This is a genomic window from Burkholderia sp. BCC1644 (genome assembly GCF_902833225.1).
In the GTDB taxonomy this organism is placed as follows: Bacteria; Pseudomonadota; Gammaproteobacteria; order Burkholderiales; family Burkholderiaceae; genus Burkholderia.
In genome coordinates, this window is sequence record NZ_CADFEI010000004.1 from 351,893 (window position 1) to 377,679 (window position 25,787).

Here is a 25,787-nt window from a genome sequence, read left to right on the forward strand (position 1 = left end):
CCTTCGTCAGGAAGCGGCCGGCGTCGCGCGGCACCGATCATTCATGCGATGCCCGGCCGTGCACGAAGGCCGTACACGGCACACCGGGCCGAGACTGGGAGAAACCGATGAAGAACACGATCGCGATGCTCGTTGCACTCGTTGCGAGTGCAACCTTTGCAGGATGTGTGGATATGAACACGAAGCACCCCAACGCCACCGCCGGCGGCGCGGTGATGAACCCCGCGCCGTCGGGCGCCGTGAGCGCGTGCAAGGCGGACGCCGCGCCGGACGACGCGCTGGTCGGCAAATCCGAGGCCGACGCGGCCACGCTGCTCGACGGCTGCCTGTGGCGCGTGCTCGAGCGCGACGGCCAATCGCTGCCGGGCACGATGGACTACCGCGAGGAGCGCCGGAATCTCGGCATTCGCGACGGGAAGGTGATCTGGGTGCGGCGCGGGTGAGGCGACAGCCCGACGTGACGCGCTAGACGCGCTAAACGCGCGAGCGAAGGCGCGTCACTTCGAGATGTACCACAGCGCATCCGTACTGACGCGCGAAGGCTGAGGGGCCGCAGCCGGTGCTTGAGCCGGCGCGGGCGGCGGCGTGTTCGACGTGATGGCCGTCGGCAGCGTGGCGGGAATATTCGCCGTCGATGGCGAGGCTGCCGCCGATCCCGACGTCGACGGCGTATTCAGATACCACAGCGCATCGGCCGACGCCGTGCGTTTTGACGCCGTACCGGCTGCCGGATTCGGTGCGGTACCGGCGGACTTCTTCGCAGCGGCGGCCGCTGCCGTGCCTGTCGTACCGGCCTGCGCGGTCATGCCCGCGCTCCCGGCTCCACCGCGCTGCGCGCGCGCCTCGAACGGCCCGAGCTGGAAGATTAACGTTTGCGCGGGACGCGTCAGGACGGCATACGGAAACTGCAGCTCCCACGACATCAGGACGCGGCCCGACGACGTTTCGGTGAAGATCGCCGGCAAGTGCTTCATGTCGCTGAACTGCACGTAGATTCGCGAACCGTCGTCGAATACCTGGGTCGGCTTCGCCTGGTCGGCACCGGTGACCGTCCAGCCGAAGTTGTACGTGCCGGCCGGGCCCGCGGGCCCGCCCTGCGGTGGCGGAGGCGGCGGGGCCGACGAGATCGTGCGCGGACGCGTGACCGGCTGCGACGCGGACACGCTCAGGCTCGCGAACGGGTTGTACGCCTGTGCCTGTTGCGGCGGCGTAAAAGAGGGGGGCAGGATAGGCATGGGAGTATCCGGCGAATCCGGCATGGTCCGGATTGCATCATAGACCTTGCGCGCATACGCGAGGCGCTTGTCTGGCGAGGCGGAGTTGTACGCGCCGATTGCGTTCCAGTTGGGGCCGAGCTGGCGGATGTTCTGCGACAGGATCCACGCACCGACATACGCGTTCGTGCATGCATCGAACAGGCTCTCCCGCGTGATGCCCTCGCGCGCGAGCGTCGGCAGCCATGTGCTGTTGATCTGCATCAGCCCGATGTCGACCGTGCCGTTCGTGTTGGTGTTGACGGCGTTCGGATTCATCCCCGATTCGACCTGCGCGATGCCGCGCATCAGGCTGACGCTCACGTGCTGGAACGCGGCCGCGTCGTCGAGGCAATCGGCCCGCGCGACGCCGTGCAGCGCGCACGACATCGCGATCGTCGAGGCGATTTTCAGCGTTTCGCGGCTGAGCGAACGGGTTGTATGACGCGGCATGGCAGGATGGGGCGGAATCCGGCCGCCCGGTGCAAGGAAATGACGAGAGACGCGAAGTGTGCCATAGCGTGCAGACAAATGGCTCGCGTCAAACTTTCCTTTGCATTTGTCCACGCGTTCGCCACGCATTTTTATCGCGTCGGATCACGAGGTGTGACGGTGCCTGATCGGTAAAAATGGCCGGATTTTCGGTGAATGCCGGTGCGACGGCGGCGATTGAAACCTGACGCACTACGTCAGTCGTAGCGTGAGCACCGTATTGAATTGCGGGGAAAGGATTTCACCGGGCAATCCTTGTCCGGCTCGAATGAAAGCGGCAAAAAACAACGGCGGCCGAAGCCGCCGTGTACGCCATGCTGATTCGACCAGCCGCGCCGCGCGCAACCGGTCGTTTGACATCAGAAGCGGTGACGCAGGCCGAGGTTGACCATCGTCTGCGAGCTCGTGCCCGCGTAGCCGTACGAACCGATCGACGCCTGCGCGGCCATCGACCCGCCGTTGCCGTCGCCGGTCTGGCCGCTCGCATGCTGGTACGCGGCGGTCAGGTAGACGTCGGTGCGCTTCGACAGGTTGTAGTCCGCGCCGGCCGATACCTGGTGATAGGTCGCCGACGTATCGCCGCCCGAGCGCGTATAGCTGTAGCCGAGGCCGACGAGCAGCGCATTCGTCGCCTGGTAGTTCACGAAGCCTTGCCCGGTGTTGTAGTGCTCGTTCGAATTGAATGCCGAGCTCGCATCGCGGCGGTACTGCGCGTTGCTGTAGCCGAGGCCGAACGTGAACGGGCCGGCGACGTACTGGCCCGCGATGCGCGCGATGCCGATCGAGTGGGCGCTCGCATAGCCGTTGTTGATCGGGCCGTCGAACGTGCCGTCCGACGAACTGGTCCAGCCGTTGCGCAGGCCGTTCGATGCGGGGCTGTTGGTCGCGTGGAAGTAGCCGCCCGCGACGCTGAACGGCCCGTTGTTGTACGACACGGCGGCCGAATACGATTGCGCGGCGCCCGTGCTGCCGGCGATGCCGCCGAACGAGTACATCGTCGAGAACTGCAGGCCCGAATAGACGGCCGACGTGTACTTCACCGCGTTGTCGACGCGGAAGCTGTTGTCGTAGTTGTCGACGTCGCCCGGCGTCGCGAACACGCTGCCCAGATAGTTGTCGGCGGTGATGCCCTGCACGAGATCGACGAGCGGATCGTACTGGCGGCCGAACGTGAGCGTGCCGTAGCGGTCGCTCGTGAGGCCGACGAAGGCCTGACGGCCGAACATGCGGCCACCCTGGCCCTGCCGGCCGTTGCTCGGGTCGAAGCCATTCTCGAGCTGGAACAGCGCCTTCAGCCCGCCGCCGAGATCCTCGGTGCCTTTCACGCCAAAGCGGCTGCCGGCCAGGTTGCCCGCGCTGCTGTTGCCGAGCATCCACGCGTTGTCCTTGCCCTGCGCATGGTTCACGTAGGTGATCGACGTGTCGATCACGCCGTACAGCGTGACGCTCGACTGCGCATGGGCGGCCGGTATCGCCGCGAATGACGCGATCGAAATCAGCGAGAGGGTCGTGCGTTTCATCTCATCTCCTTGCGCATTGCGCTCGTGTTCGTGATCCGGAATGGCAGGAGACTACAGAGCCGTAATAAAACGACAAAAATGAAATTCTCTTTTGTGGCCTGACGCAGACAGAGACGTCCTTCGATATGCCAAATTGAGGGATTTGAATTATTGAGAATCGCGTATCAATTGGTTGTCATTTCGCGATTTCTCCATTGCGCCTTGCATATCCCGTGACAATTCCGCGCAATCGACCGGGGAATGGCGGTGATCCGGATATTGTTATTGATCCGTCAAATAATTATTGAATGAATTGAATTGGCCGGACTGTAATGGGTGTGTTAGGGACGTATCACCCGCGGCCGGCGACGACATCGCGGCTTCGCCCCCGGCGCGACCCGATCGTCGCCGCGCGCACCGGCGCGCATCGAAACCGAGGCCGCAAGCTTACTTTTGTATATAATAATCATTCTCATTTACAGAATCGTTGACGCCTGCGCACCCCGGAACCCGGCCATGTCCGCTGACAAGCTGTCTCTCCATCGAGAAATCGACGCCCTCTATGCCGGCCACCATGCGTGGCTGCGCGGCTGGCTGAGCCGGAAGCTCGGTTGCGCGCATCGCGCGGCCGATCTCGCGCACGACACGTTCATGCGCCTGCTCGCACGCGACGAGCCGATCGGCGCCGACGAGCCGCGCGCGTTCCTGACGACGGTCGCACAGCGCGTGCTGAGCAATCACTGGCGGCGCGAGCAGATCGAGCGTGCGTATCTCGACGTGCTCGCGCAGCGCCCCGAAGCGTATGCGCCGTCGCCGGAAGAGCGGGCCGTCGTGCTCGAGACGCTGCTCGAAATCGACCAGCTGCTCGACGGCCTGCCGCTCGCGGCGAAGCGTGCGTTCCTGCTCGCGCAACTCGACGGGCTCACGCAGGCCGAGATCGCGCGCGAACTCGGCGTGTCGCTCGCGACGGTGAAGCGCTATCTCGTGAAGGCCGGCACGCAGTGCTTCTTCGCGATGGCGGCCTGACCGATGGCCGTTCCAGGCGCACCGGCGGTGCCGCCGCACGTCGCGCGTCGCGCCGTCGAATGGTGGGTCGACCGGCAGTCCGGCCGCACCGACGACGCGTTTGCCGCCGCGCTCGCGCGCTGGCGCGCCGAGGATCCGGCGCATGACGCGGCATGGCGGCATATCGAAACGATGCAGGGCCGCTTCGGCCGGCTCGCGGCCGGGCTCGACCCGCAGGCCGCGCATGCGGCGCTGTTGCCGCCGCGTGCGGGCCGCCGCCGCGCGGCCGTGAAGACGCTGGCCGTGCTGCTGTTCGCGGGCGGTGCCGCATGGATGGCGGAGCCCGCGCGGCGCGCGGCAATCTGGCCGGCCGACCTGCGCACGGCGGTCGGCGAGCGACGCACGGTGACGCTCGCGGATCGCACGAGCGTCGTGCTCGATACCGACACCGCACTCGACGTCCATTTCGACGACGCGGCGCGCCGCCTGCGCCTGCTGCGCGGCACGATCATGGTGACGAGCGGCCATGACGATCGCGTGCCCGCGCGACCGCTCGTCGTCGCGACCGCGCAAGGCGAGTTGCAGCCGCTCGGCACGCGCTTCGCGGTACGGCAGCGCGACGGCGCGACGCGCGTCGAGGTGTTCGCCGGCGCGGTACGCGTGCAGCCGGCCGAGGCGACGGCCGGCACGCGCGTGATCGCGGCGGGAGAGGGCGCGGATTTCACGCGCGATGCGATCGGCGCGCCGGCGCCGCTCGATCCGCATGCGTCCGCGTGGACGGGCGGCATGCTCGTCGCGTCGCGCATGCGGCTGGCCGACCTCGTCGCCGAGCTCGACCGCTATCGGCGCGGCAGCCTGCGCTGCGATGCAGCCGTGGCCGACCTGCGCGTGTCGGGCACCTATCCGCTCGACGATCCCGCGCGCGTGCTCGACACGCTGAAGGCGACGCTGCCGATCGACGTCCACTACCTGACGCGCTACTGGGCGACGGTCGTGCCGGCCCGGTCGTGAGTCCGCAAAAAAATTCCGCCGACCTGAGCTGTTTTTCAATGTTCGCGTGACATGGGTAATGAAAGCAGCACTAGCCCATCGTCCACCGACTCCCCGATCATGGTTTCCATCCGTCTCACGTATCGGCGCCGTCCGGCGCCTGCCCGTCATCTGCCGCGTGCGGCCGCACCGGGCCGTCTCGCACGCCGGCTGGCCGGCGCGGTCCTGCTGTCGGCGCTGCTGCCGCTGCCCGCGCTGGCCGACACCGACACCGATGCGGCACCCGCCGCACAGCGCACGCCGCGTCGCGCGTTCGACATTCCGGCCGGCCCGCTCGAGGCCGCGCTGAACCGGTTCGGGCGCGACGCGGGCATCCTGCTCGCGTTTCCGGCCGAGATGACGGCCGGCCTGACGAGCGGCGGCGTGCAGGGCCGTTACGACATCGATGGCGCGTTCGACCGCCTGCTGGCCGGCACGGGGCTCGTCGCGCTGCGCCAGCCGGGCGGCGGCTACACGCTGATGCGCGCGGACGGGTCGGCGGCCCGGCCCGTGGCGGCCGGCGTCGCACCGGCCGCCGAGCTGCCGACGATCAACGTGCGCACCAGCGCGCTGCGCGCCGAAAGCTATCGCGCGCCGAAAGAGGCCGGCGTACTGCGCTCGGAGATTCCGCTGCTCGACACCGCGCAGGCCGTCAACATCGTGCCCGCGCAGGTGTTGCGCGACCAGCGTCCGCGCAATCTCGACGATGCGCTCGGCAATGTGAGCGGCATCACGCAGGGCAACACGCTCGCGGGTACGCAGGACACGATCATGAAGCGCGGCTTCGGCGGCAACCGCGACGGCTCGATCATGCAGAACGGCATGCCGCTCGTGCAGGGCCGTGCGTTCAACGCGGCGGTCGACAGCGTCGAGGTGCTGAAGGGGCCGACGTCGCTGCTGTACGGGTTGATGGATCCGGGCGGCATGATCAACGTCGTCACCAAGCAGCCGCAGCTCAAGCGTTACAACGCGATTTCGCTCGGCGCATCGACGTTCGGGCACGGCAAGAACGGCGGCGGCGCGACGTTCGATTCGACGGGGCCGATCGGCGATTCGCGGCTCGCGTACCGGCTGATCGTCGACCAGTCGAACGAGCAGTACTGGCGCAACTTCGGCGAGAACCGGCAGACCTTCGTCGCACCGTCGCTCGCGTGGTACGGCCGCGATACGCAGGTCGCGGTGTCCTACCAGTACCGCAAGTTTCATTCGCCGTTCGATCGCGGCACCGCGCTCGATCCGCGCACCAATGCGCCGCTCGACATCCCCGCGCGGCGGCGGATCGACGAGCCGTTCAACAACATGGACGGCGAGTCGCATCTCGCGCAACTGACCGTCGATCACCAGTTCAATGCGGACTGGAGCGCGCATTTCGGCTACAGCTACAACCGCGAGACCTACGACGCGAACCAGTTGCGCACGACCGGCGTCGATCCGGTGAAGGGCACGATGACGCGCAGCAACGATGCGACGCACGGCTCGCTCAGCACCGACAGCTACGGGGTCGGCTACGTGAACGGCAAGCTGACGCTCGGCGGGATGCGTCACGACGTGCAGGTCGGTTTCGATACCGAATACCGCCGTATCTATCGCAAGGACATGCTGCGCCAGGCCGTGAAGACGCCGTTCAGCTACATCGATCCGGTGTACGGCCTGCTGCCGCCGTCGAGCACCGTGTCCGCGAGCGACAGCGACCAGACCGACACGCTGCACGATGCGTCCGCGTTTTTCCAGGACACCGTTCACCTGACCGACAAGTGGATCGTCTCGGGCGGCCTTCGCTACATCACGTACAACCAGGTCGCGGGGCGCGGCCGGCCGTTCAAGGCGAACACCGACCTGAGCGGCTCGAAGTGGCTGCCGCGCGCGGGTGTCGTCTACAAGTGGACCGATACGTTCTCGCTGTACGGCAGCTATTCGCAGTCGCTGAAGCCGTCGTCGTCGATCGCGCCGATGGCATCGGGCTACATGATCGACGGCTCGACGCCGCCCGAGGAGGCGACCGCGTGGGAAGTGGGCGGCAAGCTCGACCTGCCGGGCGGGATGACGGGCACGCTCGCGCTGTTCAACATCGACAAGAAGAACGTGCTCGTGTCGCAGTACAACGACACGACGAAGCTGACCGACTGGCGCACATCGGGAAAGGCACGTTCGCGCGGGGTCGAACTCGACGTGTCGGGCACGATCGGCGAACGCGTGAACGTGATCGCGAGCTATGCGTACATCGATGCGAAGACGACCGAGGATCCGCTGTATGCGGGCAACCAGCTGTGGAACGTCGCGCGCCATACCGCGTCGCTCGCGGCCGTCTACGACTTCGGCACGGTGCTCGGCGGCGACGACCTGCGCGTCGGCGCGGCCGCGCGCTACGTCGGCGCACGGCCCGGCGATTCGGCGAACAGCTTCACGCTGCCGTCGTACGTGCTCGCCGACGCGTTCGCGACCTACGACACGCGGATCGGCAAGCAGAAGCTGTCGTTCCAGCTCAACGTGAAGAACCTGTTCAACCGCACGTACTACCCGTCGAGCGCCAACCGCTATTTCGTCGCGATCGGTGACGCGCGACAGGTGTCGCTGCTGACCACGCTGCAGTTCTGACCACGCAATCGCCGCGCGGCCGGTGTGACGGCGCGCGATCATGGAGAAGATGTCGATGAACCCGAAGATGAAGACCGGCGCCATGCGCGCCGTTGCCGGCGGCGCCCGACGCCGCGCATTGCGCGCGATCGCGGGCTCGGTGCTCGCGTTGGGCGCGGGCCTGGGCCTTGGCGTATCGGCACCCGCAGCGGCAGCCGATGCACCGGCTGCCGTCACGCGCGTCGCGATGCTCGTGCAGTTGCGCGGCCCGAACCTGAAGGTCGACGAACGGATCAGCCAGCATCTCGGCGAACGCGGCTACGCGGTGCGCCTGATCGACGAGTCGGCCACGCCCGATGCGGCGCACGACGCCGACCTCGTCATGATCTCGTCGACGGTGTCGTCGAAGAACGTGCGGCCCGGCTGGCGCACGCTCGACAAGCCGCTCGTGACGTGGGAAAACGACCTGCTCGACGATCTCGCGATGACGGGCAAGCGGCACGACGCCGACTTCGGCGAAACGGGCAAGGAACGCTACCTGTGGCTCGTCAACGCGCCGCATCCGATCTCGGCTGGCTTGCCGGCCGGCGCGACCAACGTGTACGGCAAGCAGGCGCCGATGAGCTGGGGCAAGCCGGGGCTCGGCGCGATCACGATCGCGACCGTGTACGGGCAACCCGACAAGGCCGCGATCTTCGCGTACGAGAAGGGCGCGACGATGGACTACGAAGCGCTCGCGCCGGCGCGCCGCGTGATGTTCTTCCTCGACAACGACACGTTCACGAACCTGTCGCCGGCCGGCGTCGCGCTGTTCGACGCGGCCGTCGACTGGGCAGCCGGGCGGCGTTGAGCGGCCACGCGCCGGTCAGGCAGGCCGCGACGCCGCTTCGATCAGTTGCGCCAGTTGCTGCGCCGGTTCCGACATCGTGCGCCGCGCGCGATGCACGAGCCCGATGTCGCGGTGGAACGTGTGATGCCCGAGGTCGATCGCGCGCACGCCGGCCGGCCAGCGGCGATATACGGCCGTCTGCGGCACGATCGCGATGCCGACGCCGTTCTCGACCAGCTTGACGATCGCATCGAGCTCGTCGAGTTCGCAGGTGTCGCGCACCGCGATGTGCATCTTGCGCAGAAAGCGGTCGACCTGACGGCCGCCGAACGACGCACGGTCATAGCGCACGAACGGTTCGCTCGCGAGCAGTTCGGCCCAGTCCTTGCCTTTCACGCCGCGCGGCACGATCAGCCGGAACGGTTCCTGCGCGAGCGTCGTCCAGTGCAGGTCGCTCTGCAGCGAAAACGGCGGACGGATGATCGCGGCCATGTCGATCTCGCCCGCATCGACCCGGTTGACCAGCTCGATCGACAGCCCCGGGATCACGCGCGTGCGGCACGCGGGCTGCCGGCGATGGAAGTCGGCCAGCGCGGCTGGCAGCAGCGCGCTCTGCACCGACGCGATCGCGCCGATCGTCACGCGCACGGCGGCCGGCGAGCCGGGCGCGGTCGAGCTCAGGTTCTCGTACAGGCCGATCAGCGCCTGCGCCTGGTCGAGCACGTGATGCCCCCGCTCGTTGAGGCGGGCCGAGCGGCCTTGCCGGTCGAACAGCGCGAAGCCGAGTTCGGCTTCGAGACGCTGCATCTGCGCGCTGACGGCCGCCTGCGTCAGTCCGATTCGGTTGCCCGCGGCGGCGAAGGTGCCTTCCCGGGCGACGGCGACGAGGGTTTTCAGTTCGCGGATCATTGATCAATTCCGTTTGTGAATCGCAAAACTATATATTGATTTAATTTTTGCCCGGCGTTGTCTACCATGATGCGATCCTCGCGCCACGCGAGCGTTCCTTCACGAGGCAACCATGAGTCTTTCCCCGTTTCACCTGGCGATTCCGGTCTACGACCTGCCGGCCGCGCGCGATTTCTATGGCCGCGTGTTCGGGCTGGAAGAGGGGCGCTCGAGCGCGCAGTGGGTCGACTTCGACTTCTACGGGCACCAGCTCGTGATCCACGAGCATCCGAAGACCGCAACGCAGGAAGGCGCGCACACGAATGCCGTCGACGGCCACGACGTGCCGGTGCCGCATTTCGGGATCGTGCTCGACTGGGCGAGCTGGGAGGCGCTGGCCGAGCGGTTGAAATCGTTCGGCGTGACCTTCGCGATCGAACCGTATGTGCGGTTCAAGGGGCAGGTCGGCGAACAGGCGACGATGTTCCTGTTCGACCCGTGCGGCAATGCGCTCGAATTCAAGGCGTTCCGCGACATCGGGCAGCTGTTCGCGAAGTGACCCGCGGCGCCAGCGCCGATTGAATTTGGGTGCGAGAATGCGGCCTCCGGCATGAGCGCGCAGTGCGCCGGCCGGCGCCGCGCCGCACGGCATCCGTCCGTGCGCGCCGTTCTCCAAGGAACCCGTATGGACAGTCACATCGCTCCGGTGGAGCTGAAGAAAGCCTACCGTCTCCTCAACCACGGCCCGACCGTGCTCGTGTCGGCCCGCCACGACGGCGTCGACAACGTGATGGCGGCCGCGTGGGCGTGCGCGCTGGACTTCCTGCCGCCGAAGCTGACGGTCGTGCTCGACAAGTCCGCGAAGACGCGCGAGCTCGTCGAGCGCAGCGGCACGTTCGTGATCCAGGTGCCGACGGCCGCGCAGCTGCAGCTCACGCACGCGGTCGGCAGCCACAGTCTCGCGGAGCGGCCGGACAAGCTGCGCGAAGCGGGCGTCACGCTGTTCGACGTCGACGGGCACGACCTGCCGTTCGTCGCCGGCTGCTCGGGCTGGCTCGCGTGCAAGCTGATTCCCGAGCCGCACAACCAGCAGACCTACGACCTGTTCATCGGCGAAGTGGTCGGTGCGTGGTCCGACACGCGCGTGTTCCGTGACGGTCACTGGTATTTCGAATCGGCCGATCCGGCGCTGCGCAGCCTGCACTACATCGCGGGCGGCAATTTCTATGCGATCGGCGAATCGCTGCACGTCGATCCGGACGCGCAATAAGCGTCTGTCGACCGGCCATTTCTCGTCAGGGCGCGCGGTTCACGCGCGCTTTTTCAATTCCGCCAGCATCGCTTCGGCGAACGCCTGCGCGACGCGCGGCAGCGTGCGCCCGCGTTTCGTGACGAGCGCGATCGGCCGCACGAACGCGGGATCGTCGATCGGCTTCGCGACCAGTTCGGGCTCGGCGCGCACCTCGCGCGCGGTCGCGGGCAGGATCGTCACGCCGAGGCCGCCGCGCACCATCGCGACGGCCGTCATCATGTAGGTCGGCTCGCACGCGATCTCGGGCGCGCAGCCGGCCGCTTCCAGCGCGGCATCGACGACGCTGCGCACGCTCGTACCTTGCGCGGTCAGCACGAGCGGCACGCCGGCGACGTCGGCCGTGCTCACGCGGCGCTTGCGCGCGAGCGGATGATCCTTCGGGCACACGGCGACGAGCCGGTCGGCGCCCGCATACAGCACTTCCAGCGACGCATCGAACGCGTCGCCGCCCGTCAATCCGAGATCGGCTTCCTCGTTGCGCACGAGCGCGGTGACGAGGCTCGCGACGCCGTCGCGGATCTCGAAGCCCGCGCGCGGCACGTCGCGCCGGAACGACTGGATCAGCTCCGGCAGCACGCTGGACGCGAAGGTCGGCAGGCACGCGAGCCGCACCGTGCCGCTCGCGCCTTCGCCGAGCGCGCGCGCATCGCGCAGCACGCGCTCCATGTCGTCGAGCGAGCGCTGCAGCAGCGGCAGCAGCTCGCGCCCGGTCTGCGTGAGCGCGACGCTGCGGCTGTTGCGGTCGAACAGCCGCGCGCCGACGATGTCCTCGAGCCGGCGGATCTGCACGGTCAGCGCCGGCTGCGACAGGTGTAGGCGCGCGGCGGCGCGCGTGAAGTTGCCGGTGTGCGCGACGGTGACGAACGCGCGGATGTCGCGAAGATTCAGATCCATAATGGTTCGTGATTGCTGCGATCAAATCATTTCAATTGTGCTATCGCTGCGCCGACCTTACGCTCGTCTCCAACAAAAGACAAGGTAGGAGACACGGATGCTGCCGTTACTCGGGCTTGGCACGATCGTCGTGCTGCTGGCCGCGATTCTGTCGAAGCGGATGTCGCCGCTCGTCGCGCTGATCATCGTGCCGATCGCGGCCTCGCTGATCGGCGGCTTCGGGCTGCATACCAGCAAGTTCGTCATCGACGGGCTGAAGGGCCTCGCGCCCGTGGTCGGGATGTTCGTATTCGCGATCCTGTATTTCGGCACGATCACCGATGCCGGCACACTCGACCCGATCATCGATCGCATCCTGCGCGCGGTCGGCACGCGGCCGACGCGGATCGTGATGGGCACGACGCTGCTCGCGCTGCTGATCCATCTCGACGGCTCGGGCGCCGTCTGCTTTCTCGTGACGATTCCGGCCGTGCTGCCGCTGTACGACCGGCTGAAGATGGACCGGCGCGTGCTGGCCGCGGCCGTATCGATGGCCGCGGGCATCAACTTCCTGCCGTGGACGGGGCCGATGATCCGCGCGTCCGCTTCGCTGCACCTGCCGGTGTCGGCGCTGTTCAATCCGCTGATCCCGGTGCAGGCGATCGGCCTGGCGTTCGTGTTCGGCGTCGCGTACTGGCTCGGGCGGCGCGAGGAGAAGCGGCTCGGCCTGTCGCGCGACGATGCGTCGGTTCCGCTGCCGAAGCGCGAACTGACGCCCGACGAGCAGGCGCTGCGCCGGCCGCACCTGTTCTGGTTCAACCTCGTGCTGACGCTCGTCGTGCTCGGCACGATGGTCGTGATGGGCGAGAAGATCCCGCCCGCGATCATGTTCATGGTCGGGCTGTGCATCGCGCTGATGGTGAACTACCCCGACGTCGACATGCAGCGCAAGCGCATCGACGCGCATGCGCGCGCCGCGCTGATGATGGCCGGCATCCTGCTCGCGGCCGGCGTGTTCACGGGGATCATGCAGGGCAGCGGGATGCTGAAGGCGATGGCGCAGGCGGCGGTCGGCTTCGTGCCGCCGTCGATGGCCGGCCACATTCCGGTCGTGCTGGGGATTGCGTCGATGCCGCTCAGCATGCTGTTCGATCCCGATTCGTTCTACTTCGGCGTGCTGCCCGTGATCGCGGAAGTGGCCGGCCAGTTGGGGGTGCCGGCGGTACAGGTCGGGCAGGCCGCACTGCTCGGCCAGATGACGACGGGGTTCCCGGTCAGCCCGCTGACACCCGCGACGTTCCTCGTCGTCGGCCTGTGCGGCATCGAGCTGGCCGAGCACCAGAAATTCACGTTCCCGCTGCTGTTCGGCGCCTCGATCGTGATGACGATCGCGTGCGTCGTGCTGGGCATCTTTTGATCATTCCCGGCGGCGCGATCCGCCGGACGACGGTACGGACATGACAGCAAAACAACCTGAACCGCGCGTGCGCATCGGCGCGGGCGCCGGCTACTCGGGCGACCGGATCGAGCCCGCGGTCGAGCTTGCCGAACACGGGCAGCTCGACTATCTCGTCTTCGAATGCCTGGCCGAGCGCACGATCGCGATCGCGCAGCAGGCGCGCCGCAAGGACCCGGCGCTCGGCTACGATCCGCTGCTCGACGCACGGATGCATGCGGTGCTGCCGGTCGCGGCGGCGAAACGCGTGCGCATCGTGTCGAACATGGGCGCCGCGAACCCGCGCGCGGCTGCGCGGCGCACCGCACAGATCGCGCAGTCGCTCGGCATCGCGGGGCTGAAAGTCGCGGCGGTCGAGGGCGACGACGTGCTCGATGTCGTGTTGCGCGGGGCGTTCCGCTTCGAGGAATCGGGCGACGAAGTCGCCGCCTATCGCGACCGCATCGTGTCCGCGAATGCGTACCTCGGCGCCGCGCCGATCGTCGACGCGCTCGCGGCCGGTGCGGACGTCGTGCTGACCGGGCGCGTCGCCGATCCGTCGCTGTTCGCTGCGCCGCTGATCCACGCGTTCGGCTGGCGGATGGACGACTGGGACACGCTTGGGGCCGCGACCGTCGTCGGCCATCTGCTCGAATGCGCGGGGCAGGTGACGGGCGGCTATTTCGCGGATCCCGGCTACAAGGACGTGCCGAACCTGGCGCGGCTCGGCTTCCCGATCGGCGAAGTCACGGCCGACGGCTCGGTCGTGATCACGAAGGTGCCGCACGCGGGCGGCCGCGTGAGCGCGGCGACCTGCAAGGAACAACTGCTCTACGAGATTCACGATCCGGCGCGGTATTTGCAGCCCGACGTCGTCGCGGATTTCACGCGCGTCGCGGTCGCCGAGGAGGCGCTGGACCGCGTGCGCGTGACAGGCGGGCGCGGCACCGCGCGGCCCGATACGCTGAAGGTGTCGGTGGCCTATGTCGACGGCTACATCGGCGAAGGCCAGATCTCGTACGGCGGCCCGGGTGCGCTCGAACGCGCGCGCCTTGCGCTCGACATCGTCCGCGAGCGGCTGGCGCTGACCGGCGTCGCGGCGACCGAGTGGCGCTTCGACCTGATCGGCGTCGATTCGCTGTATGGCGACGCGACGCCGCCCGTGCGCGGCGAACCGGCCGAGGTGCGCGTGCGGGTGGCCGGCCGTGCGGCGAGCGCCGATGAAGCCGCGCGGATCGGCAACGAAGTCGAGACGCTCTATACGAACGGGCCGGCCGGCGGCGGCGGCGCGTTCAAGTCGACGCGCGAGGTGATCGCCGTGCAGTCGGTGCTGCTGCCGCGTGCGGCCGTGACGCCGTCGTTTTCATTCGTGGAGGCATGATGCAACTGCGTGAACTCGCGCATGCGCGCACCGGCGACAAGGGCAATACGCTGAACGTATCGGTCATCTGCCGCGATCCGCGTCATTACGATCATCTGCGCACGCATCTGGATGCGGATGCGGTGAAGGCGTGGCTCGCCGGCATCGTGCGCGGTGACGTCGTGCGTTACGAATTGCCGGCGCTCGGCGCATTCAACTTCGTGCTGCGCGATGCGCTCGGCGGCGGCGTGACGCGCTCGCTCGCGCTCGATGCGCACGGCAAGTCGGTCAGTTCGGCGTTGCTGGCGATCGAGGTGCCCGACCCGGCGTAACGCGGGGCGGGCGGATGCATGTTACGGAATCAGCAACTCGCGACGTCCGTCCGCATGCTCGATGCGCTCGCCGGCGATATGCAGCCGCTGATCGTTGCGATAGTCGTAGACCGCGCGCGATGCGGCGAGCTGGTCGAAATCGAGTTCGACAGCATGACGCGATTCGGTGTTGCCGGCTTCGAAGATCACGTTGCCGTACGGATCGACCGCCAGGCTGCCGCCGGCGAACACGACGTCGTGCGCGCTGTCGCCGACGCGGTTCGCGACCGCCGCGAACACCTGGTTCTCCATCGCGCGCGCCGACACCGACGTGCGGTGGACGTTGCGGTACGGCTCCATATTGCCGTCGGTCACGAGGATCAGCTGCGCGCCGAGCGTGGCGAGCGCGCGGCCGGTTTCGGGAAATTCGCTGTCGTAGCAGATCAGCAGGCCGATCCGTACGCCGCGCCATTCGACGGTCGCGTAGCGGTCGCCGGGCAGCACGACGCCGTGCTCGCTCACCCACAGATGCGTCTTGCGATAGCGCAGCGCGATGCCGTCGGGCGTCACGAACGCGGTCGTGTTGTAGAAGCGGCCGCCATCGTTCTCGATCAACCCGATCACGACCGCGACGTCGCGTGCGCGCGCGGCGGCGATCACCGCGCCGATGCTCGGCCCGTCGAGCGGCTCGGCGACGGCCGCGAGATTCGACGGATCGAGGAAGCCGGTGAGCTGCGCTTCGGGAAACATCACGATATCGGTGCCGGGCGCGCAGGTTGCGATCGCTTCGAGCGTGCGCTGCAGGTTGTAGTGCGTGTCGCCGTCGCGACCGGCGAGCTGGACGATGTCGAGCTTCAGTTTCATGGGCGGTTTCGGGGGCAATGACCCGTCGCGGCGTGCGGCGGAGCGGTTGGAACGAGGCTCCAGTATGCGCCGAACCCCGCGCTTTCCCATCCCGCCGATGCGTTAACCCGCCGGGGGTATTGATTTCGCGATCCGTTGCCGTGACCCGTGAAGACGCAAGGAAGCCGCCGTACCGGCAAAGGGAGGCGAACAGGTTCCGACCACGACGATCGTGCCGTCATCGCCCGTGCTGCCGCGACCGGCGCGTGTTGCACGCGGGCGCAGACGATCCGGTCCGGCGAGGGTCGTGACGGGCCCCCGTTTGCGCGGAACGCGCGGCCGATAGCGGATAGCCGATAGCGGTGGTGCGCGCCGCCGCTAACCGTCGAGCAGCGCCCAGTCGAACAGTTCGCCGCGCGTGCGCACGCCGAGCTTCGCGAACGCGCGCTTCACGTAGGTTTCGGCGGTGGAATGGCGGATGTCGAGCAGCGCGGCCGCTTCCGGTACCGAGCGGCCGCTCAGCAGCAGCTTGCAGATTTCCTGCTCGCGGCGCGACAGCCGCACGTCCTGCCGCGCGACGCGCGTGTCGAAGCCGTGATGCGACGGTGCGTGGCCGGCGGCCGGCGCGATGCGCCGCGCGGCGCACGAACGCGCATGCACGTCGAGCAGCGGGAACAGCAGGTCGGCCATCTGCCGCAGGTGAAACAGCTCGTCGCGACTGAACGCGGTGTGATCGGTCGAGCGCGTGACCGACAGCGCGTACTGCACGTTCGCGTTGCCGTGCACGAGCATGCATTCCTGGGTGACACGCTGTTCGTCGAAGAAGCGCCGACGAAAATCGCCGTCGGGGAGGCCGCCGACGTGCCGCTGCAACAGCAGCGTGCCGTTCGTGCCGCGCACCGGCGCGACGAGCGGATCGGTCTGCCAGAAATCGCGGTAGTACGCGTCCATCAGCACGCACAGCTCGTGATGGCGGTCGCCCCAGCTTCCGAACCATTCGATCAGGTAGCCGGACGCAGCACCCGGATCGGGCCGCCAGCGTTCGAGGTGGATCGCGTCGGTGACGATGCTCTCGTTGACGAAGCCGGCGACGGCGTCGGCGAACCCGGCGGTGCCGGCCGCCCGGATCGCGTTGCCGAGTGTCTGCGGCCGCACGCCGATGACGGGGCCGCCGGGGCCGGGCAGGGCGGATGGAGGGGTGAGCATGACGGGCGCCCGGGAGGATGAACGATACGCAGACCATACGCGAGCGCCATGCGGGCGTCAGCCGGGGATTGCCCGTGTCCGGTGCCCGTACCGGCTCGCGGTGGCAGTCCGCGTCACGCGTCGGTCTGCGCCTTCAGGAACAGTGAAAACAGCTCCGATTGCGAATTGATCGCGAGCTTCCCGTAGATGTTGCGGCGGTGCACCTTGACCGTTTCCGCCGAGATTTCCAGCTTGTTCGCGACTTCCTTGTTCGAGCGGCCGCTCAGGATCAGCCGGATCACGTCGAGCTCGCGCGCGGTGAGCGGCGTGCCGAGCCGCGCCATCGCGTGCTCGAAGCCGTTCCCTGCCTCGGCGCCGGGCCGGCGCGACGCAGCCGGTTCGGTAAGCGTGTGCTCGTACGCGAGGCGCTGGCGCATCAGCGCGGCGACCCACGGCCGGACGAGATCGAGCAACGCGACCTGCTCGGGGCCGAAACGACGCTTGCTGCCGAGCGACAGGCACAGCGTGCGCGCATCGTCGAGCACGACGTTGAACTGCACTTCGTCCTCGACGACGTTGTGCGTGAAATAGCGCGTGTAGTACTCGGTGTCGCGAAAGCACTCGGGCGCGACGTCGGACAGCCGGAACAGTCCGCTCGTCGGCGCGTCGCGGTTCGCGATGTAGAACGGGTCCAGCAGGTACAGCCCCTGCACGTAGTCGCGGAACAGCGGATCGGGGCCGTCGCCTTCGTACGCGCATTCGGCGAACACCTGCGGGCGGCCGTCGTCGAACATCAGCGCGACCCAGCTGTCGACCGCGACGTATTCCTCGATCAGCCGGATCAGCGACAGCCAGAAGCCCGACTGGTCGAGCGTGTCGATGAGCCGCCCGACCGAGCGGTGCCAGGCGACGTCCTGCAAGGTCAGGTTCATGCGTATGTCCGTGTCGGGCCGGTCGATGCGCGCTTGCGGCGCCGTGCCGTGCGTGTACGCTACGGGCTCGCGGGCAGCTTCCCGCGCACATCGAACGGATCCTGGAATGAAGAACGAGATCGTACCGCCGGCCGGCGCGAATGGCGAGGCCATGCGCCGTCGCCGGTTGGCGGCTGTGTTCATGCCTGTTGCACTGGCAAGCGTGGGCGCGATGGCCGTGCAGACGGCCACCGCCGCGCCGCCGGCGTCGTGCAACGACCAGCTGACGCAGCTGATCGTGCCGGCGCTGCGGCAGGCCGCGATGAACCGGCACGACATCCGTGCCGACGTGGACGAGCGCGACGGCGACATCTACCGCATCAGGCTGTTCACGATACCCGACCACTCGGGGACGCCCAATCGCGAAGCGACGATCGGCTGGGTGTCGCTCGATACGCGGGCGATGCGCGCGCTCGACGTCACGCGCGATCCCGACCGGCCGGACGTGCTCAAGGTCGACCGGCGCGCGCTGTCACGCTTCGTGTCGACCTGTGCCGGACCGGCCGCATCGGCCGCGCCGGAGCAGGGCACCGGCATCGCGCCACGGCAACCGTGATCGTGCACGCGGCAACCCTTCGCAACAACTCTTCTCGACCAGAACGAACCTCGTCATGACAGTCCCGCCCAGGAACCAACGTTTCAAGCCGCTCGCGGCGTCGCTCGCCGCACTTGGCGCGCTCGCGGTACTCACGGCGCCTGCCGCGCTGTCGCCTGTTCATGCCGCCGAGCCGGTTCAGCTTGCCCCTCCGTTGAAGACCTTCGTCCACGACACCTACGGCAAGTGGCGAGCCGACCGCAAGGGCTGGCAGGCGGACGGCGACGATTTCATCTATGCGCCATGCGGCACGCTGCGCGTCGCGACCGCGGACGGCCCGCGCACGCTGCTCGCGATGTGTGGCGAGACCGAGGCCGCGGTGCAGAACGGGATGCCGGGCATGGATTCGGACGCGTCGTCCGGCACGATCGACCTGTACGTGCTGAAGCCCGCGGCGGACGGCAAGACGCTCGAGCCGATCGTGAAGAAAACGGAGATCGCGTCGGGCAGGCGCGGCGAGCCGGGCACGGTGCGCATCGAGCGCCTCGGGCCGCACCTGTTCGGGTTCGTCATCGGCGAAGGGGACATGCGGCAAGGCTATACGCAAACCTTCCGGTCGATCTGGCTACCGTACGGCAATGCGCTGGTGCAGGCGGCGGCGCGCATCGACGAGGCGCTCGACAATGCGGAGTCGAGCGAATGTGCGAACGCGCGGGCACGCTGCGAGGACCGGCGTTTCGAGATTGCGCCGGACCTGACCGGCACCGGCGACGTTTATCCGCTGACGGTCACGGAAACGGGCACGCGCGGCGACAAGGCCATCCACGCGCGCCATACGGTGACGTTCGACGCGGCCCGCGGCCGCTACGTCGTGCCGAAGGCATTGCGCGAAGGGTACTGATCCGTCGCGCAGGCACGGGCGGCATTGCGCCGCCCGCGCATCACACGTACAGGTAGCGTACGAGGTGGAAGAACACCGGAGCGGCGAAGCAGATCGAGTCGACGCGATCGAGCATCCCGCCGTGGCCGGCGATCATCGAGCCCCAGTCCTTCGTGCCGAGCGAGCGCTTGACGGCCGACAGCACGAGGCCGCCGACGAAGCCCGCGATCACGATCGCGAGCGAGATGCCGAACGCCGACCAGAAGCCGAACGGTGTCACGCGATACAGCGACGCGCCGCACAGCGTGGCCAGCAAACCGCCGCCGACGAAGCCTTCGATCGTCTTCGACGGCGACAGCTGCGGCGCGATCTTGCGCTTCCCGAACAGCTTGCCGACGACGTATTGCAGCACGTCGCTGATCTGCACGACGAACAGGAAGAAGAACAGCAGCAGCGCGTTCTGCCCCGCGTAGTGCGGGATGTCGAGGATCAGCACGGCCGGCGCATGGCTCAGCCCGTACACGCATACCATCAGCGCCCAGTTGATCTTTGCATTGCGGCTCAGGAACTCGCGCGTGTCCTGCGTGAGCGCCGAGACGAGCGACATCGCGAAGAACAGGTGCACGGGCACGAAGATCGAATACATCCCGTACCAGTTGATTCCGAGCAGCAGGTACTGCACGGGGATCGCGACGAAGAACGCGATGAACAGCGTCGTATGGTCGCTCGCGGTAGTTGGCGTGAGCGTGATGAACTCGCGCAGCGTCAGGTACGACAGCAGCGCGAACACGAGGTACGTGACATTGTTGCCGAGGCCGATCGCGATGGCCATGATCGCGATCATCGCCCACCACGCGCGGATGCGCTGGTTCAGGTTGACGATGGTCGCGCTCTGGCCGCCGCTGCGCGCGCCGAGGATCGTGCCGATCACGGTCGCGACGACGAGCACGGCCGTGACGCCCGCGACCAGTTCCCAGAAGATTGTTCGCATTGTTGATATCCGGAAAAGGGAGAAGAGGGCGCCGCGCTCAGCCCGCGGGCCGCTGCGGCGGCGCGAGCGCCACCACGGCGTCGCGCATGCGGGCGAGGAACGTCGGTTTTTCTTCCTGGGCGCCGAGTGCGTCGTTCGCGCCGAAATGCACCTTGCAGATCAGCGGCACGGGCCAGATCGCGCCCTTCGGCATGATGCGCTGCAGGTTCTCGAGGTAGACGGGCGCGAGCGCGACGTCCGGGAACTCGGTCGCGAGATGGAACAGCCCGCTCTTGAACGGCTGCGGCAGCACGTCGGCGCCGCGCGTGCCTTCCGGGAAGATGATGATCGAGTGGCCCTGCCGCAGCGCGTCGCGCACGGGGTCGAGCGGGTCACCGCCGGATTCGCGGTGACGGTCGATCAGCACGACGTTCAGCAGCTTCTGCGCGATGTGCCGCTTCATGTCGCTGCTGTCCCAGTAGTCGCGCGCGGCGACCGGCCGGACGACCGCGCGTACGTCGCGCGGCAGCGCGGCGAGGATCGCGAGCGTGTCGATGTGGCTCGTGTGGTTCGAGAAATAGATCTTCTGCGTCGGGGGCGGCGGCGCCTGATGCCAGACCGGATACGCGCCGGCGACGAGCCGCACGATGGACAGCAGGAAATCGCGCTGCCAGACGTTGACGATGTTCATCGGCGCGGTGCCTCCTGCCTGCCTGCATGGCCCGCTGCGCATGCGCGGCGGGCGGGACCCCGGAATGCCGGCGCGGCAGGATGCGCGCCGGACGGTCGTTGTTTAAATTTTTTCAAGTTCGTGGCTGCCTGTCGCAGGTCCGCGATAATCGGACGGTTCGCCATCGTCACGCCACGTTGCGTAGCGGCGAATGCGCCGGTCGGCGGCGTGATGATCGGCTGTTGCACGAGCGCCCGTTTGCAGTTCGAATGGATCGTCGCTGCGATCGGGCCAGCGGATTATCGCGAGTTTCCGTCAAAAACGCCAGATTGGCGCCGCGCGGGCGGGCCATGCGCATGCTTGACGCGTCGGGGCGGCTCGGCGACGATGAGGGCCGTCCATTGAGGGCCGCCCCAGGCCGTCTTGCCGCCCGGGGCATGGCGGCGGGAAACGTGCCCGACCGTGCCGCGCGAACAAACAATACGAATACGAAACGATGAGCCTCTACGCACTCAAACCCAAATTCCAGGACCGTCTGCGCCCGTTCGCGAATTCGCTCGCCGAGCGCGGCGTCACCGCCAACCAGGTCACGCTGTTCGCGGCCGGTGGCTCGATCGTCGTCGGCGCGCTCGCCGGGCTCGGCGTGTTCGCCCGCGCGCTGTTCCTGCTGATCCCGCTGTGGCTGTTCGTGCGGATGGCGCTCAATGCGATCGACGGGATGCTCGCGCGTGAGCACAACCAGAAGAGCACGCTCGGCGCGTACCTGAACGAACTGGGCGACGTCGTGTCCGATGTCGCGCTCGTGTTGCCGTTTCTCGCGATTCCGGCGTTCGCTCCGGCAGACGTCTGGCTGTTCGCGCTGACGGCGGTGATCGTCGAATGCGCGGGGCTGATCGGCCCGCTGGTCGGCGTGAGCCGCCGCTACGACGGCCCGTTCGGCAAGAGCGACCGCGCGCTCGCGCTCGGCGCGTTCGCGCTGTGGATCGGGCTCGGGTTTCCGGTCGGCGCTGTCGCCGCATGGCTGTGGCGGCTGCTGATCGTGCTGTCGATCGTGACCGTGGTGCGGCGCGTGCAGGTCGGCATCGCGGAAAAGGGTTGAAAGGGCAGTCAAGGCAGTCAAAGGCAGTGGCGGGTCCGGGCGCCGGAGGGCGGCGCACCAAGATACGAATAACGAAACGAGAGAAAAACACATGAGCGCACGCGCGGCACGTGAGGCCGACTTCATCACGCACGACGGCGAAACGCTGTTCTATCGTCACTGGCCCGCGACGGGCCCGCATTGCCGCGGCGCCATCGTGCTGCTGCATCGTGGCCACGAGCATTCTGCGCGCGTCGCGCACCTCGTCGACGAGCTCGACCTGCCCGATTTCGCATTCTTCGCCTGGGACGCGCGCGGCCACGGCCGTTCGCCCGGCGCGCGCGGCTACAGCCCGAGCGCGGCCGCGTCGGTGCGCGACCTGCAGACCTTCGTCGAACATATTCGCGATGCGCACGGCATCGCGATCGAGGACATGGCCGTGGTCGGCCAGAGCGTCGGCGCCGTGCTCGCGGCGACCTGGGCGCACGACTACGCGCCGCCGATCCGCGCGCTCGTCGTCGCATCGCCGGCGTTCCACATCAAGCTCTACGTACCGTTCGCGCGGCCGGGCCTGCGGCTGATGCACAAGCTGCGCGGGCTGTTCTACGTGAACAGCTACGTGAAGCCGAAATTCCTCACGCACGATCCCGAGCGGATCGCGAGCTACGCGTCCGATCCGCTGATCACGCGGCCGATCGCGGTCAACATGCTGCTCGACCTGCACGACACCGCGCAGCGGATCGTCGCCGATGCGGCCGCGATCACCGTGCCGACGCAACTGCTGATCTCGGGCGCCGACTGGGTCGTGCATCGCGGCCCGCAGGACCGCTTCTTCGAACGGCTCGGCTCGGCGCGCAAGGAGCGCATCGTGCTGCCGGGCTTCTATCACGACACGCTCGGCGAGCGCGACCGCGCACAGGCGCTCGCGCCGCTGCGCGCGTTCGTGCTGCGCGAGTTCGATGCGCCGAGCCCGCGCGTGTCGCTCGCCGACGCCGACCGGCGCGGCGCGTTCCACGACGAATACGCGGCGCTCGGCCGCCCGCCCGCGAACGCGTTCGCGCGTGCGTACTGGGCGCTCACGCGCGCCGGCCTGAAAGCAGGCGGCGCGCTGTCGGACGGCATCGCGCTCGGGCTGCGGCTCGGCTTCGATTCGGGCTCGACGCTCGACTACGTGTACCGCAACCGCGCGCAGGGGCGGCTCGGCGTCGGCGCGCTGATCGACCGCACGTATCTCGATTCGCCGGGCTGGATCGGCATCCGCCAGCGCAAGGTGCACCTGCAGGAGCTGATTGGCTCGGCGATTGGCCGCCTGCGCGGCCACGGCACGCCGGTGCGGATCGTCGACATCGCGGCCGGCCACGGGCGCTACGTGCTGGATGCGATCGCCACGGCCGCCGAGCGCGACGGCGCGGCGCCCGACGACATCACGCTGCGCGATTACAGTCCGCCGAACGTGGAGGCCGGGCGCGTGCTGATCGCACAGCGCGGGCTCGAGCCGATCGCGCGCTTCGAGCGCGGCGACGCATTCGACGAGACGTCGCTCGCGACGCTGGAGCCGCGCCCGACGCTCGCGATCGTGTCGGGGCTGTATGAGCTGTTCGGCGAGAACGCACTGATCGAACGCTCGCTGCGCGGGCTCGCGCAGGCCGTGCCGCCGGGCGGTTATCTCGTCTATACGGGGCAGCCGTGGCATCCGCAGCTCGAATTCATCGCGCGTGCGCTGAACAACCATCGCGGCGAGGCGACCTGGGTGATGCGGCGCCGTTCGCAGGCCGAGATGGACGAACTCGTCGCGCGAGCGGGCTTCCGCAAGCTCGATCAGCGGATCGACGAGATGGGCATTTTCACGGTCAGCCTCGCGCAGCGGGTCGACGCGTCATGAGCGAATTCGGCGGCGACGCGCGCGGCCTGGCGGCGCAGGCGTCGGCGGCCGGCGCACGCGATGCGTCGCTCGCGCTGCGCTTCGGCTGGCTCGTGGCGATGGGCGCGGTGTTCTTCTCCACCTACGGCTTCGCGAACTGGCTCGCCGCGCGCCGTGCGGCGGTGCCGACCTTTGCGTTCGGCTGGGAGCACGCGATTCCGTTCGTGCCGTGGACGATCGTGCCGTACTGGTCGATCGATCTTCTGTACGCGCTGTCGTTCTTTTTCTGGACGCGCCGCGACGATCTGCTCGATCACGTGAAGCGCTTGCTGACCGTGCAGCTTGTGTCGGTCGCGTGCTTCATCGCGTGGCCGCTGCGCTTCGGTTTCGAGCGGCCCGACGCGGGCGGCGCGGCCGGCGCGCTGTTCACGCTGCTGATGGGGTTCGACAAGCCGTTCAACCAGGCGCCGTCGCTGCACATCGGCCTGCTCGTCGTGCTGTGGGCCGTCTATGCGAAGCATGTGCGCGGCACGGTCGCGCGCATCGTGCTGCATCTGTGGTTCGCGGCGATCGGCGTGTCGGTGCTGACGACCTACCAGCATCACGCGATCGACGTGCCGACCGGCGCGGCCGTCGGCTGTCTCGCGCTGTTCCTGTTTCCGCTGCGCGATGTCGCGGGCCGGCTGCCGGGCGCCGATGGGTCGCCGGGCGCGGCCGGCCGTGCGCTCGCACGCCGTTATGCGTTCGGTGCGGCGCTGGTCGCGCTCGTGGCGCTGTGGTGCGTGCCGCGCGCACCGGGCTGGGCGCTGGCGGCCGGGTGGGTCGTGCTGGCGCTCGCGTGCGTCGCGTGGGTCTACCGGCGCGGCGCACCCGGCGCGTTCCAGAAGGATGCGCACGGGCGTTTCCCGGTATTCATCCGCTGGCTGCTCGCGCCGACGATCGCCGGTGCATTCGCGAATTCACGGCTGTGGACGTTCCGGCAGCCGGCCCCGGTGCGGATCGACGAACGCGTGTCGATCGGCCGCACGCCGACCACGCGTGAAGTACGGCGCCACGGCTTCACGGCGCTGGTCGATCTGACCGCCGAGATGCCGCGCTGGACGGCGGCCGATGCGTCGCTTGCGTATGCGGCGGTGCCGCAACTCGACCTCGTCGCACCGACCGCGGCGCAGCTCGCACAGGCCGTCGCGGCGCTCGAGCGCCTGCACGGCGAAGGGCGCGACGTGCTGGTCTGCTGCGCGCTCGGCTACGGGCGCAGCGTGTTGTGCGCGGCCGCGTGGCTCGCCGCGCGGCGCGGGCTCGGCGATGCGCGCGACGCGCTGGCCGCGGTGCGCGCGGTGCGGCCGCACGCGGTGTGGTCGGACGATGGCGTGGCCGTGCTGCAGCACTGGATCGATCGCCATCGCGGCGCGGCAGGCAGCGTGTGATGCGCGATCCGTCCGCACCGTTCCGGATTGCCGCCGCGCGCGGCGCGCTCGATGCGGGCGCGTGGGCGATCGCGGCCGCGCTGGCCGCGGCCGGCGCGGGCTGGTGGATTGCATCGGGCTGGGCGCCGGCGACGATCGCGCGTGTACTGCTGGCGGTCGTCAGCACGGGCTCGGGGATCGCGGCGCTGTGGTACGCGGTGCGCATCGAGATCGACCGCCGGCTGTTCGCCGCGCTCGCGCGGTCGGCGGGCGACGGGGCGGTCGACGACGGGCTCGCGGCGCTCGACCGCGCGCTCGCCGATCTCGGCTGGATCGACGCGGCGAAGGCTGGGCGCGCGCTCGATGCGCGGGTGCGCGGCGCGGTCGGGCTGTGCCGCGCCGGCGTGCTGATCGCGATCGTGCAGTGGCTCGCGGTCGGGCTCGCGCTCGCCGTTCCACGTATCGGCTAGCGCCACGACACGCCAATCACGGGCGGGCCTTTGCCCCGCTTTCCAGGTGGATTTCCTC

Annotated in this window: 25 protein-coding genes; 16 read left to right on the forward strand and 9 right to left on the reverse strand. The window is 68.4% G+C overall.

Annotation, left to right across the window (positions count from 1 at the left end; all coding sequences use genetic code 11):
- Positions 1-107 precede the first annotated feature (107 nt).
- Positions 108-443 (forward strand): hypothetical protein, encoded by a 336-nt coding sequence (locus HWX87_RS10400; RefSeq protein ID WP_176047058.1) that lies wholly within the window; start codon positions 108-110, stop codon positions 441-443.
- 54 nt (positions 444-497) lie between these two features.
- Here HWX87_RS10400 and HWX87_RS10405 read toward each other — a convergent pair whose 3' ends face one another.
- Positions 498-1,706 (reverse strand): transglycosylase SLT domain-containing protein, encoded by a 1,209-nt coding sequence (locus HWX87_RS10405; RefSeq protein WP_176047059.1) that lies wholly within the window; start codon positions 1,704-1,706, stop codon positions 498-500.
- 398 nt (positions 1,707-2,104) lie between these two features.
- The gene (locus HWX87_RS10410; RefSeq protein WP_176047060.1) at positions 2,105-3,265 is read right to left on the reverse strand and encodes a porin; all 1,161 of its coding nucleotides are present in this window, start codon (positions 3,263-3,265) and stop codon (positions 2,105-2,107) included.
- Positions 3,266-3,760: 495 nt separating this feature from the next.
- Between HWX87_RS10410 and HWX87_RS10415 the strand changes: the two genes are divergently transcribed.
- From HWX87_RS10415 to HWX87_RS10430, 4 genes are read left to right on the forward strand one after another with little or no spacing between them, the layout of a single operon-like run.
- Entirely contained in the window at positions 3,761-4,270 is a 510-nt protein-coding gene (locus HWX87_RS10415) for a sigma-70 family RNA polymerase sigma factor (RefSeq protein WP_175844559.1), read from the forward strand.
- 3 nt (positions 4,271-4,273) lie between these two features.
- Positions 4,274-5,260: a FecR domain-containing protein gene (locus HWX87_RS10420; protein ID WP_176047061.1), complete on the forward strand. Its 987-nt coding sequence runs from the start codon at positions 4,274-4,276 to the stop codon at positions 5,258-5,260.
- Between the two features lie 51 nt (positions 5,261-5,311).
- Positions 5,312-7,873 carry a TonB-dependent receptor gene (locus tag HWX87_RS10425; RefSeq protein WP_176047062.1) on the forward strand — a complete coding sequence of 854 codons (2,562 nt, stop codon included), beginning with the start codon at positions 5,312-5,314 and terminating at the stop codon, positions 7,871-7,873.
- Positions 7,874-7,928: 55 nt separating this feature from the next.
- The gene (locus tag HWX87_RS10430; RefSeq protein WP_176047063.1) at positions 7,929-8,702 is read left to right on the forward strand and encodes a hypothetical protein; all 774 of its coding nucleotides are present in this window, start codon (positions 7,929-7,931) and stop codon (positions 8,700-8,702) included.
- A 15-nt stretch (positions 8,703-8,717) separates the two neighbouring features.
- Here HWX87_RS10430 and HWX87_RS10435 read toward each other — a convergent pair whose 3' ends face one another.
- The gene (locus tag HWX87_RS10435; protein ID WP_176047064.1) at positions 8,718-9,590 is read right to left on the reverse strand and encodes a LysR family transcriptional regulator; all 873 of its coding nucleotides are present in this window, start codon (positions 9,588-9,590) and stop codon (positions 8,718-8,720) included.
- 112 nt (positions 9,591-9,702) lie between these two features.
- Here HWX87_RS10435 and HWX87_RS10440 point away from each other — a divergent pair, with 112 nt between their 5' ends.
- Positions 9,703-10,128: a VOC family protein gene (locus tag HWX87_RS10440; protein ID WP_176047065.1), complete on the forward strand. Its 426-nt coding sequence runs from the start codon at positions 9,703-9,705 to the stop codon at positions 10,126-10,128.
- 126 nt (positions 10,129-10,254) lie between these two features.
- A complete protein-coding gene (locus HWX87_RS10445; protein WP_047900415.1) occupies positions 10,255-10,839 on the forward strand; it encodes a flavin reductase family protein in 585 nt (194 codons plus the stop codon).
- A 39-nt stretch (positions 10,840-10,878) separates the two neighbouring features.
- On the opposite strand, the gene HWX87_RS10450 is transcribed toward HWX87_RS10445, so the two are convergent.
- The gene (locus HWX87_RS10450) at positions 10,879-11,775 is read right to left on the reverse strand and encodes a LysR family transcriptional regulator (protein ID WP_176047066.1); all 897 of its coding nucleotides are present in this window, start codon (positions 11,773-11,775) and stop codon (positions 10,879-10,881) included.
- 97 nt (positions 11,776-11,872) lie between these two features.
- Between HWX87_RS10450 and HWX87_RS10455 the strand changes: the two genes are divergently transcribed.
- From HWX87_RS10455 to HWX87_RS10465, 3 genes are read left to right on the forward strand one after another with little or no spacing between them, the layout of a single operon-like run.
- Positions 11,873-13,171 carry a citrate:proton symporter gene (locus tag HWX87_RS10455; RefSeq protein ID WP_176047067.1) on the forward strand — a complete coding sequence of 433 codons (1,299 nt, stop codon included), beginning with the start codon at positions 11,873-11,875 and terminating at the stop codon, positions 13,169-13,171.
- 40 nt (positions 13,172-13,211) lie between these two features.
- Complete coding sequence (locus tag HWX87_RS10460) at positions 13,212-14,570, forward strand: acyclic terpene utilization AtuA family protein (protein WP_176047068.1); 1,359 nt, start codon at positions 13,212-13,214, stop codon at positions 14,568-14,570.
- The gene (locus HWX87_RS10465; protein WP_175035715.1) at positions 14,570-14,881 is read left to right on the forward strand and encodes a hypothetical protein; all 312 of its coding nucleotides are present in this window, start codon (positions 14,570-14,572) and stop codon (positions 14,879-14,881) included. Before HWX87_RS10460 ends, HWX87_RS10465 begins: the two co-directional genes overlap by 1 nt.
- A 21-nt stretch (positions 14,882-14,902) precedes the next feature.
- Here the strand turns inward: HWX87_RS10465 and HWX87_RS10470 are convergent, their stop codons facing one another.
- The 3 genes from HWX87_RS10470 to HWX87_RS10480 all read right to left on the reverse strand — a co-directional run bounded on the left by HWX87_RS10470 (position 14,903) and on the right by HWX87_RS10480 (position 17,820).
- Positions 14,903-15,724, reverse strand: a complete 822-nt coding sequence (locus HWX87_RS10470) for a carbon-nitrogen hydrolase family protein (RefSeq protein ID WP_176047069.1) — start codon at positions 15,722-15,724, stop codon at positions 14,903-14,905.
- Positions 15,725-16,081: 357 nt separating this feature from the next.
- A complete protein-coding gene (locus tag HWX87_RS10475; RefSeq protein ID WP_176047070.1) occupies positions 16,082-16,909 on the reverse strand; it encodes a helix-turn-helix transcriptional regulator in 828 nt (275 codons plus the stop codon).
- A gap of 113 nt (positions 16,910-17,022) precedes the next feature.
- The gene (locus HWX87_RS10480) at positions 17,023-17,820 is read right to left on the reverse strand and encodes a helix-turn-helix transcriptional regulator (protein WP_176047071.1); all 798 of its coding nucleotides are present in this window, start codon (positions 17,818-17,820) and stop codon (positions 17,023-17,025) included.
- A gap of 106 nt (positions 17,821-17,926) precedes the next feature.
- Here HWX87_RS10480 and HWX87_RS10485 point away from each other — a divergent pair, with 106 nt between their 5' ends.
- Positions 17,927-18,415: a hypothetical protein gene (locus HWX87_RS10485; protein ID WP_244137652.1), complete on the forward strand. Its 489-nt coding sequence runs from the start codon at positions 17,927-17,929 to the stop codon at positions 18,413-18,415.
- Between the two features lie 55 nt (positions 18,416-18,470).
- Positions 18,471-19,295 (forward strand): topoisomerase IV, encoded by an 825-nt coding sequence (locus tag HWX87_RS10490; protein ID WP_176047072.1) that lies wholly within the window; start codon positions 18,471-18,473, stop codon positions 19,293-19,295.
- Positions 19,296-19,335: 40 nt separating this feature from the next.
- On the opposite strand, the gene HWX87_RS10495 is transcribed toward HWX87_RS10490, so the two are convergent.
- On the reverse strand, positions 19,336-20,265 hold the full coding sequence (locus HWX87_RS10495) for a phosphatidate cytidylyltransferase (RefSeq protein ID WP_176047073.1): 930 nt from the start codon (positions 20,263-20,265) through the stop codon (positions 19,336-19,338).
- Between the two features lie 37 nt (positions 20,266-20,302).
- A complete protein-coding gene (locus HWX87_RS10500; protein ID WP_176047074.1) occupies positions 20,303-20,935 on the reverse strand; it encodes a lysophospholipid acyltransferase family protein in 633 nt (210 codons plus the stop codon).
- A 475-nt stretch (positions 20,936-21,410) separates the two neighbouring features.
- Between HWX87_RS10500 and HWX87_RS10505 the strand changes: the two genes are divergently transcribed.
- From HWX87_RS10505 to HWX87_RS10520, 4 genes are all read left to right on the forward strand, one after another.
- Positions 21,411-22,013: a CDP-alcohol phosphatidyltransferase family protein gene (locus tag HWX87_RS10505; RefSeq protein WP_176047075.1), complete on the forward strand. Its 603-nt coding sequence runs from the start codon at positions 21,411-21,413 to the stop codon at positions 22,011-22,013.
- 91 nt (positions 22,014-22,104) lie between these two features.
- Positions 22,105-23,874 carry a bifunctional alpha/beta hydrolase/class I SAM-dependent methyltransferase gene (locus HWX87_RS10510; protein WP_176047076.1) on the forward strand — a complete coding sequence of 590 codons (1,770 nt, stop codon included), beginning with the start codon at positions 22,105-22,107 and terminating at the stop codon, positions 23,872-23,874.
- The gene (locus HWX87_RS10515) at positions 23,871-25,280 is read left to right on the forward strand and encodes a phosphatase PAP2/dual specificity phosphatase family protein (protein ID WP_176047077.1); all 1,410 of its coding nucleotides are present in this window, start codon (positions 23,871-23,873) and stop codon (positions 25,278-25,280) included. The genes HWX87_RS10510 and HWX87_RS10515 overlap by 4 nt, the downstream gene beginning before the upstream one ends.
- Positions 25,280-25,729: a hypothetical protein gene (locus tag HWX87_RS10520; protein ID WP_176047078.1), complete on the forward strand. Its 450-nt coding sequence runs from the start codon at positions 25,280-25,282 to the stop codon at positions 25,727-25,729. Before HWX87_RS10515 ends, HWX87_RS10520 begins: the two co-directional genes overlap by 1 nt.
- The last annotated feature ends 58 nt before the right edge of the window (positions 25,730-25,787 follow it).

Bases quoted from the DNA above. Each gene is read 5' to 3' on its own strand.
- HWX87_RS10400 (WP_176047058.1), top strand. From the start codon at position 108: ATGAAGAACACGATCGCGATGCTCGTTGCACTCGTTGCGAGTGCAACC.
- HWX87_RS10405 (WP_176047059.1), bottom strand. From the start codon at position 1,706: ATGCCGCGTCATACAACCCGTTCGCTCAGCCGCGAAACGCTGAAAATC.
- HWX87_RS10410 (WP_176047060.1), bottom strand. From the start codon at position 3,265: ATGAAACGCACGACCCTCTCGCTGATTTCGATCGCGTCATTCGCGGCG.
- HWX87_RS10415 (WP_175844559.1), top strand. From the start codon at position 3,761: ATGTCCGCTGACAAGCTGTCTCTCCATCGAGAAATCGACGCCCTCTAT.
- HWX87_RS10420 (WP_176047061.1), top strand. From the start codon at position 4,274: ATGGCCGTTCCAGGCGCACCGGCGGTGCCGCCGCACGTCGCGCGTCGC.
- HWX87_RS10425 (WP_176047062.1), top strand. From the start codon at position 5,312: ATGGGTAATGAAAGCAGCACTAGCCCATCGTCCACCGACTCCCCGATC.
- HWX87_RS10430 (WP_176047063.1), top strand. From the start codon at position 7,929: ATGAACCCGAAGATGAAGACCGGCGCCATGCGCGCCGTTGCCGGCGGC.
- HWX87_RS10435 (WP_176047064.1), bottom strand. From the start codon at position 9,590: ATGATCCGCGAACTGAAAACCCTCGTCGCCGTCGCCCGGGAAGGCACC.
- HWX87_RS10440 (WP_176047065.1), top strand. From the start codon at position 9,703: ATGAGTCTTTCCCCGTTTCACCTGGCGATTCCGGTCTACGACCTGCCG.
- HWX87_RS10445 (WP_047900415.1), top strand. From the start codon at position 10,255: ATGGACAGTCACATCGCTCCGGTGGAGCTGAAGAAAGCCTACCGTCTC.
- HWX87_RS10450 (WP_176047066.1), bottom strand. From the start codon at position 11,775: ATGGATCTGAATCTTCGCGACATCCGCGCGTTCGTCACCGTCGCGCAC.
- HWX87_RS10455 (WP_176047067.1), top strand. From the start codon at position 11,873: ATGCTGCCGTTACTCGGGCTTGGCACGATCGTCGTGCTGCTGGCCGCG.
- HWX87_RS10460 (WP_176047068.1), top strand. From the start codon at position 13,212: ATGACAGCAAAACAACCTGAACCGCGCGTGCGCATCGGCGCGGGCGCC.
- HWX87_RS10465 (WP_175035715.1), top strand. From the start codon at position 14,570: ATGCAACTGCGTGAACTCGCGCATGCGCGCACCGGCGACAAGGGCAAT.
- HWX87_RS10470 (WP_176047069.1), bottom strand. From the start codon at position 15,724: ATGAAACTGAAGCTCGACATCGTCCAGCTCGCCGGTCGCGACGGCGAC.
- HWX87_RS10475 (WP_176047070.1), bottom strand. From the start codon at position 16,909: ATGCTCACCCCTCCATCCGCCCTGCCCGGCCCCGGCGGCCCCGTCATC.
- HWX87_RS10480 (WP_176047071.1), bottom strand. From the start codon at position 17,820: ATGAACCTGACCTTGCAGGACGTCGCCTGGCACCGCTCGGTCGGGCGG.
- HWX87_RS10485 (WP_244137652.1), top strand. From the start codon at position 17,927: ATGAAGAACGAGATCGTACCGCCGGCCGGCGCGAATGGCGAGGCCATG.
- HWX87_RS10490 (WP_176047072.1), top strand. From the start codon at position 18,471: ATGACAGTCCCGCCCAGGAACCAACGTTTCAAGCCGCTCGCGGCGTCG.
- HWX87_RS10495 (WP_176047073.1), bottom strand. From the start codon at position 20,265: ATGCGAACAATCTTCTGGGAACTGGTCGCGGGCGTCACGGCCGTGCTC.
- HWX87_RS10500 (WP_176047074.1), bottom strand. From the start codon at position 20,935: ATGAACATCGTCAACGTCTGGCAGCGCGATTTCCTGCTGTCCATCGTG.
- HWX87_RS10505 (WP_176047075.1), top strand. From the start codon at position 21,411: ATGAGCCTCTACGCACTCAAACCCAAATTCCAGGACCGTCTGCGCCCG.
- HWX87_RS10510 (WP_176047076.1), top strand. From the start codon at position 22,105: ATGAGCGCACGCGCGGCACGTGAGGCCGACTTCATCACGCACGACGGC.
- HWX87_RS10515 (WP_176047077.1), top strand. From the start codon at position 23,871: ATGAGCGAATTCGGCGGCGACGCGCGCGGCCTGGCGGCGCAGGCGTCG.
- HWX87_RS10520 (WP_176047078.1), top strand. From the start codon at position 25,280: ATGCGCGATCCGTCCGCACCGTTCCGGATTGCCGCCGCGCGCGGCGCG.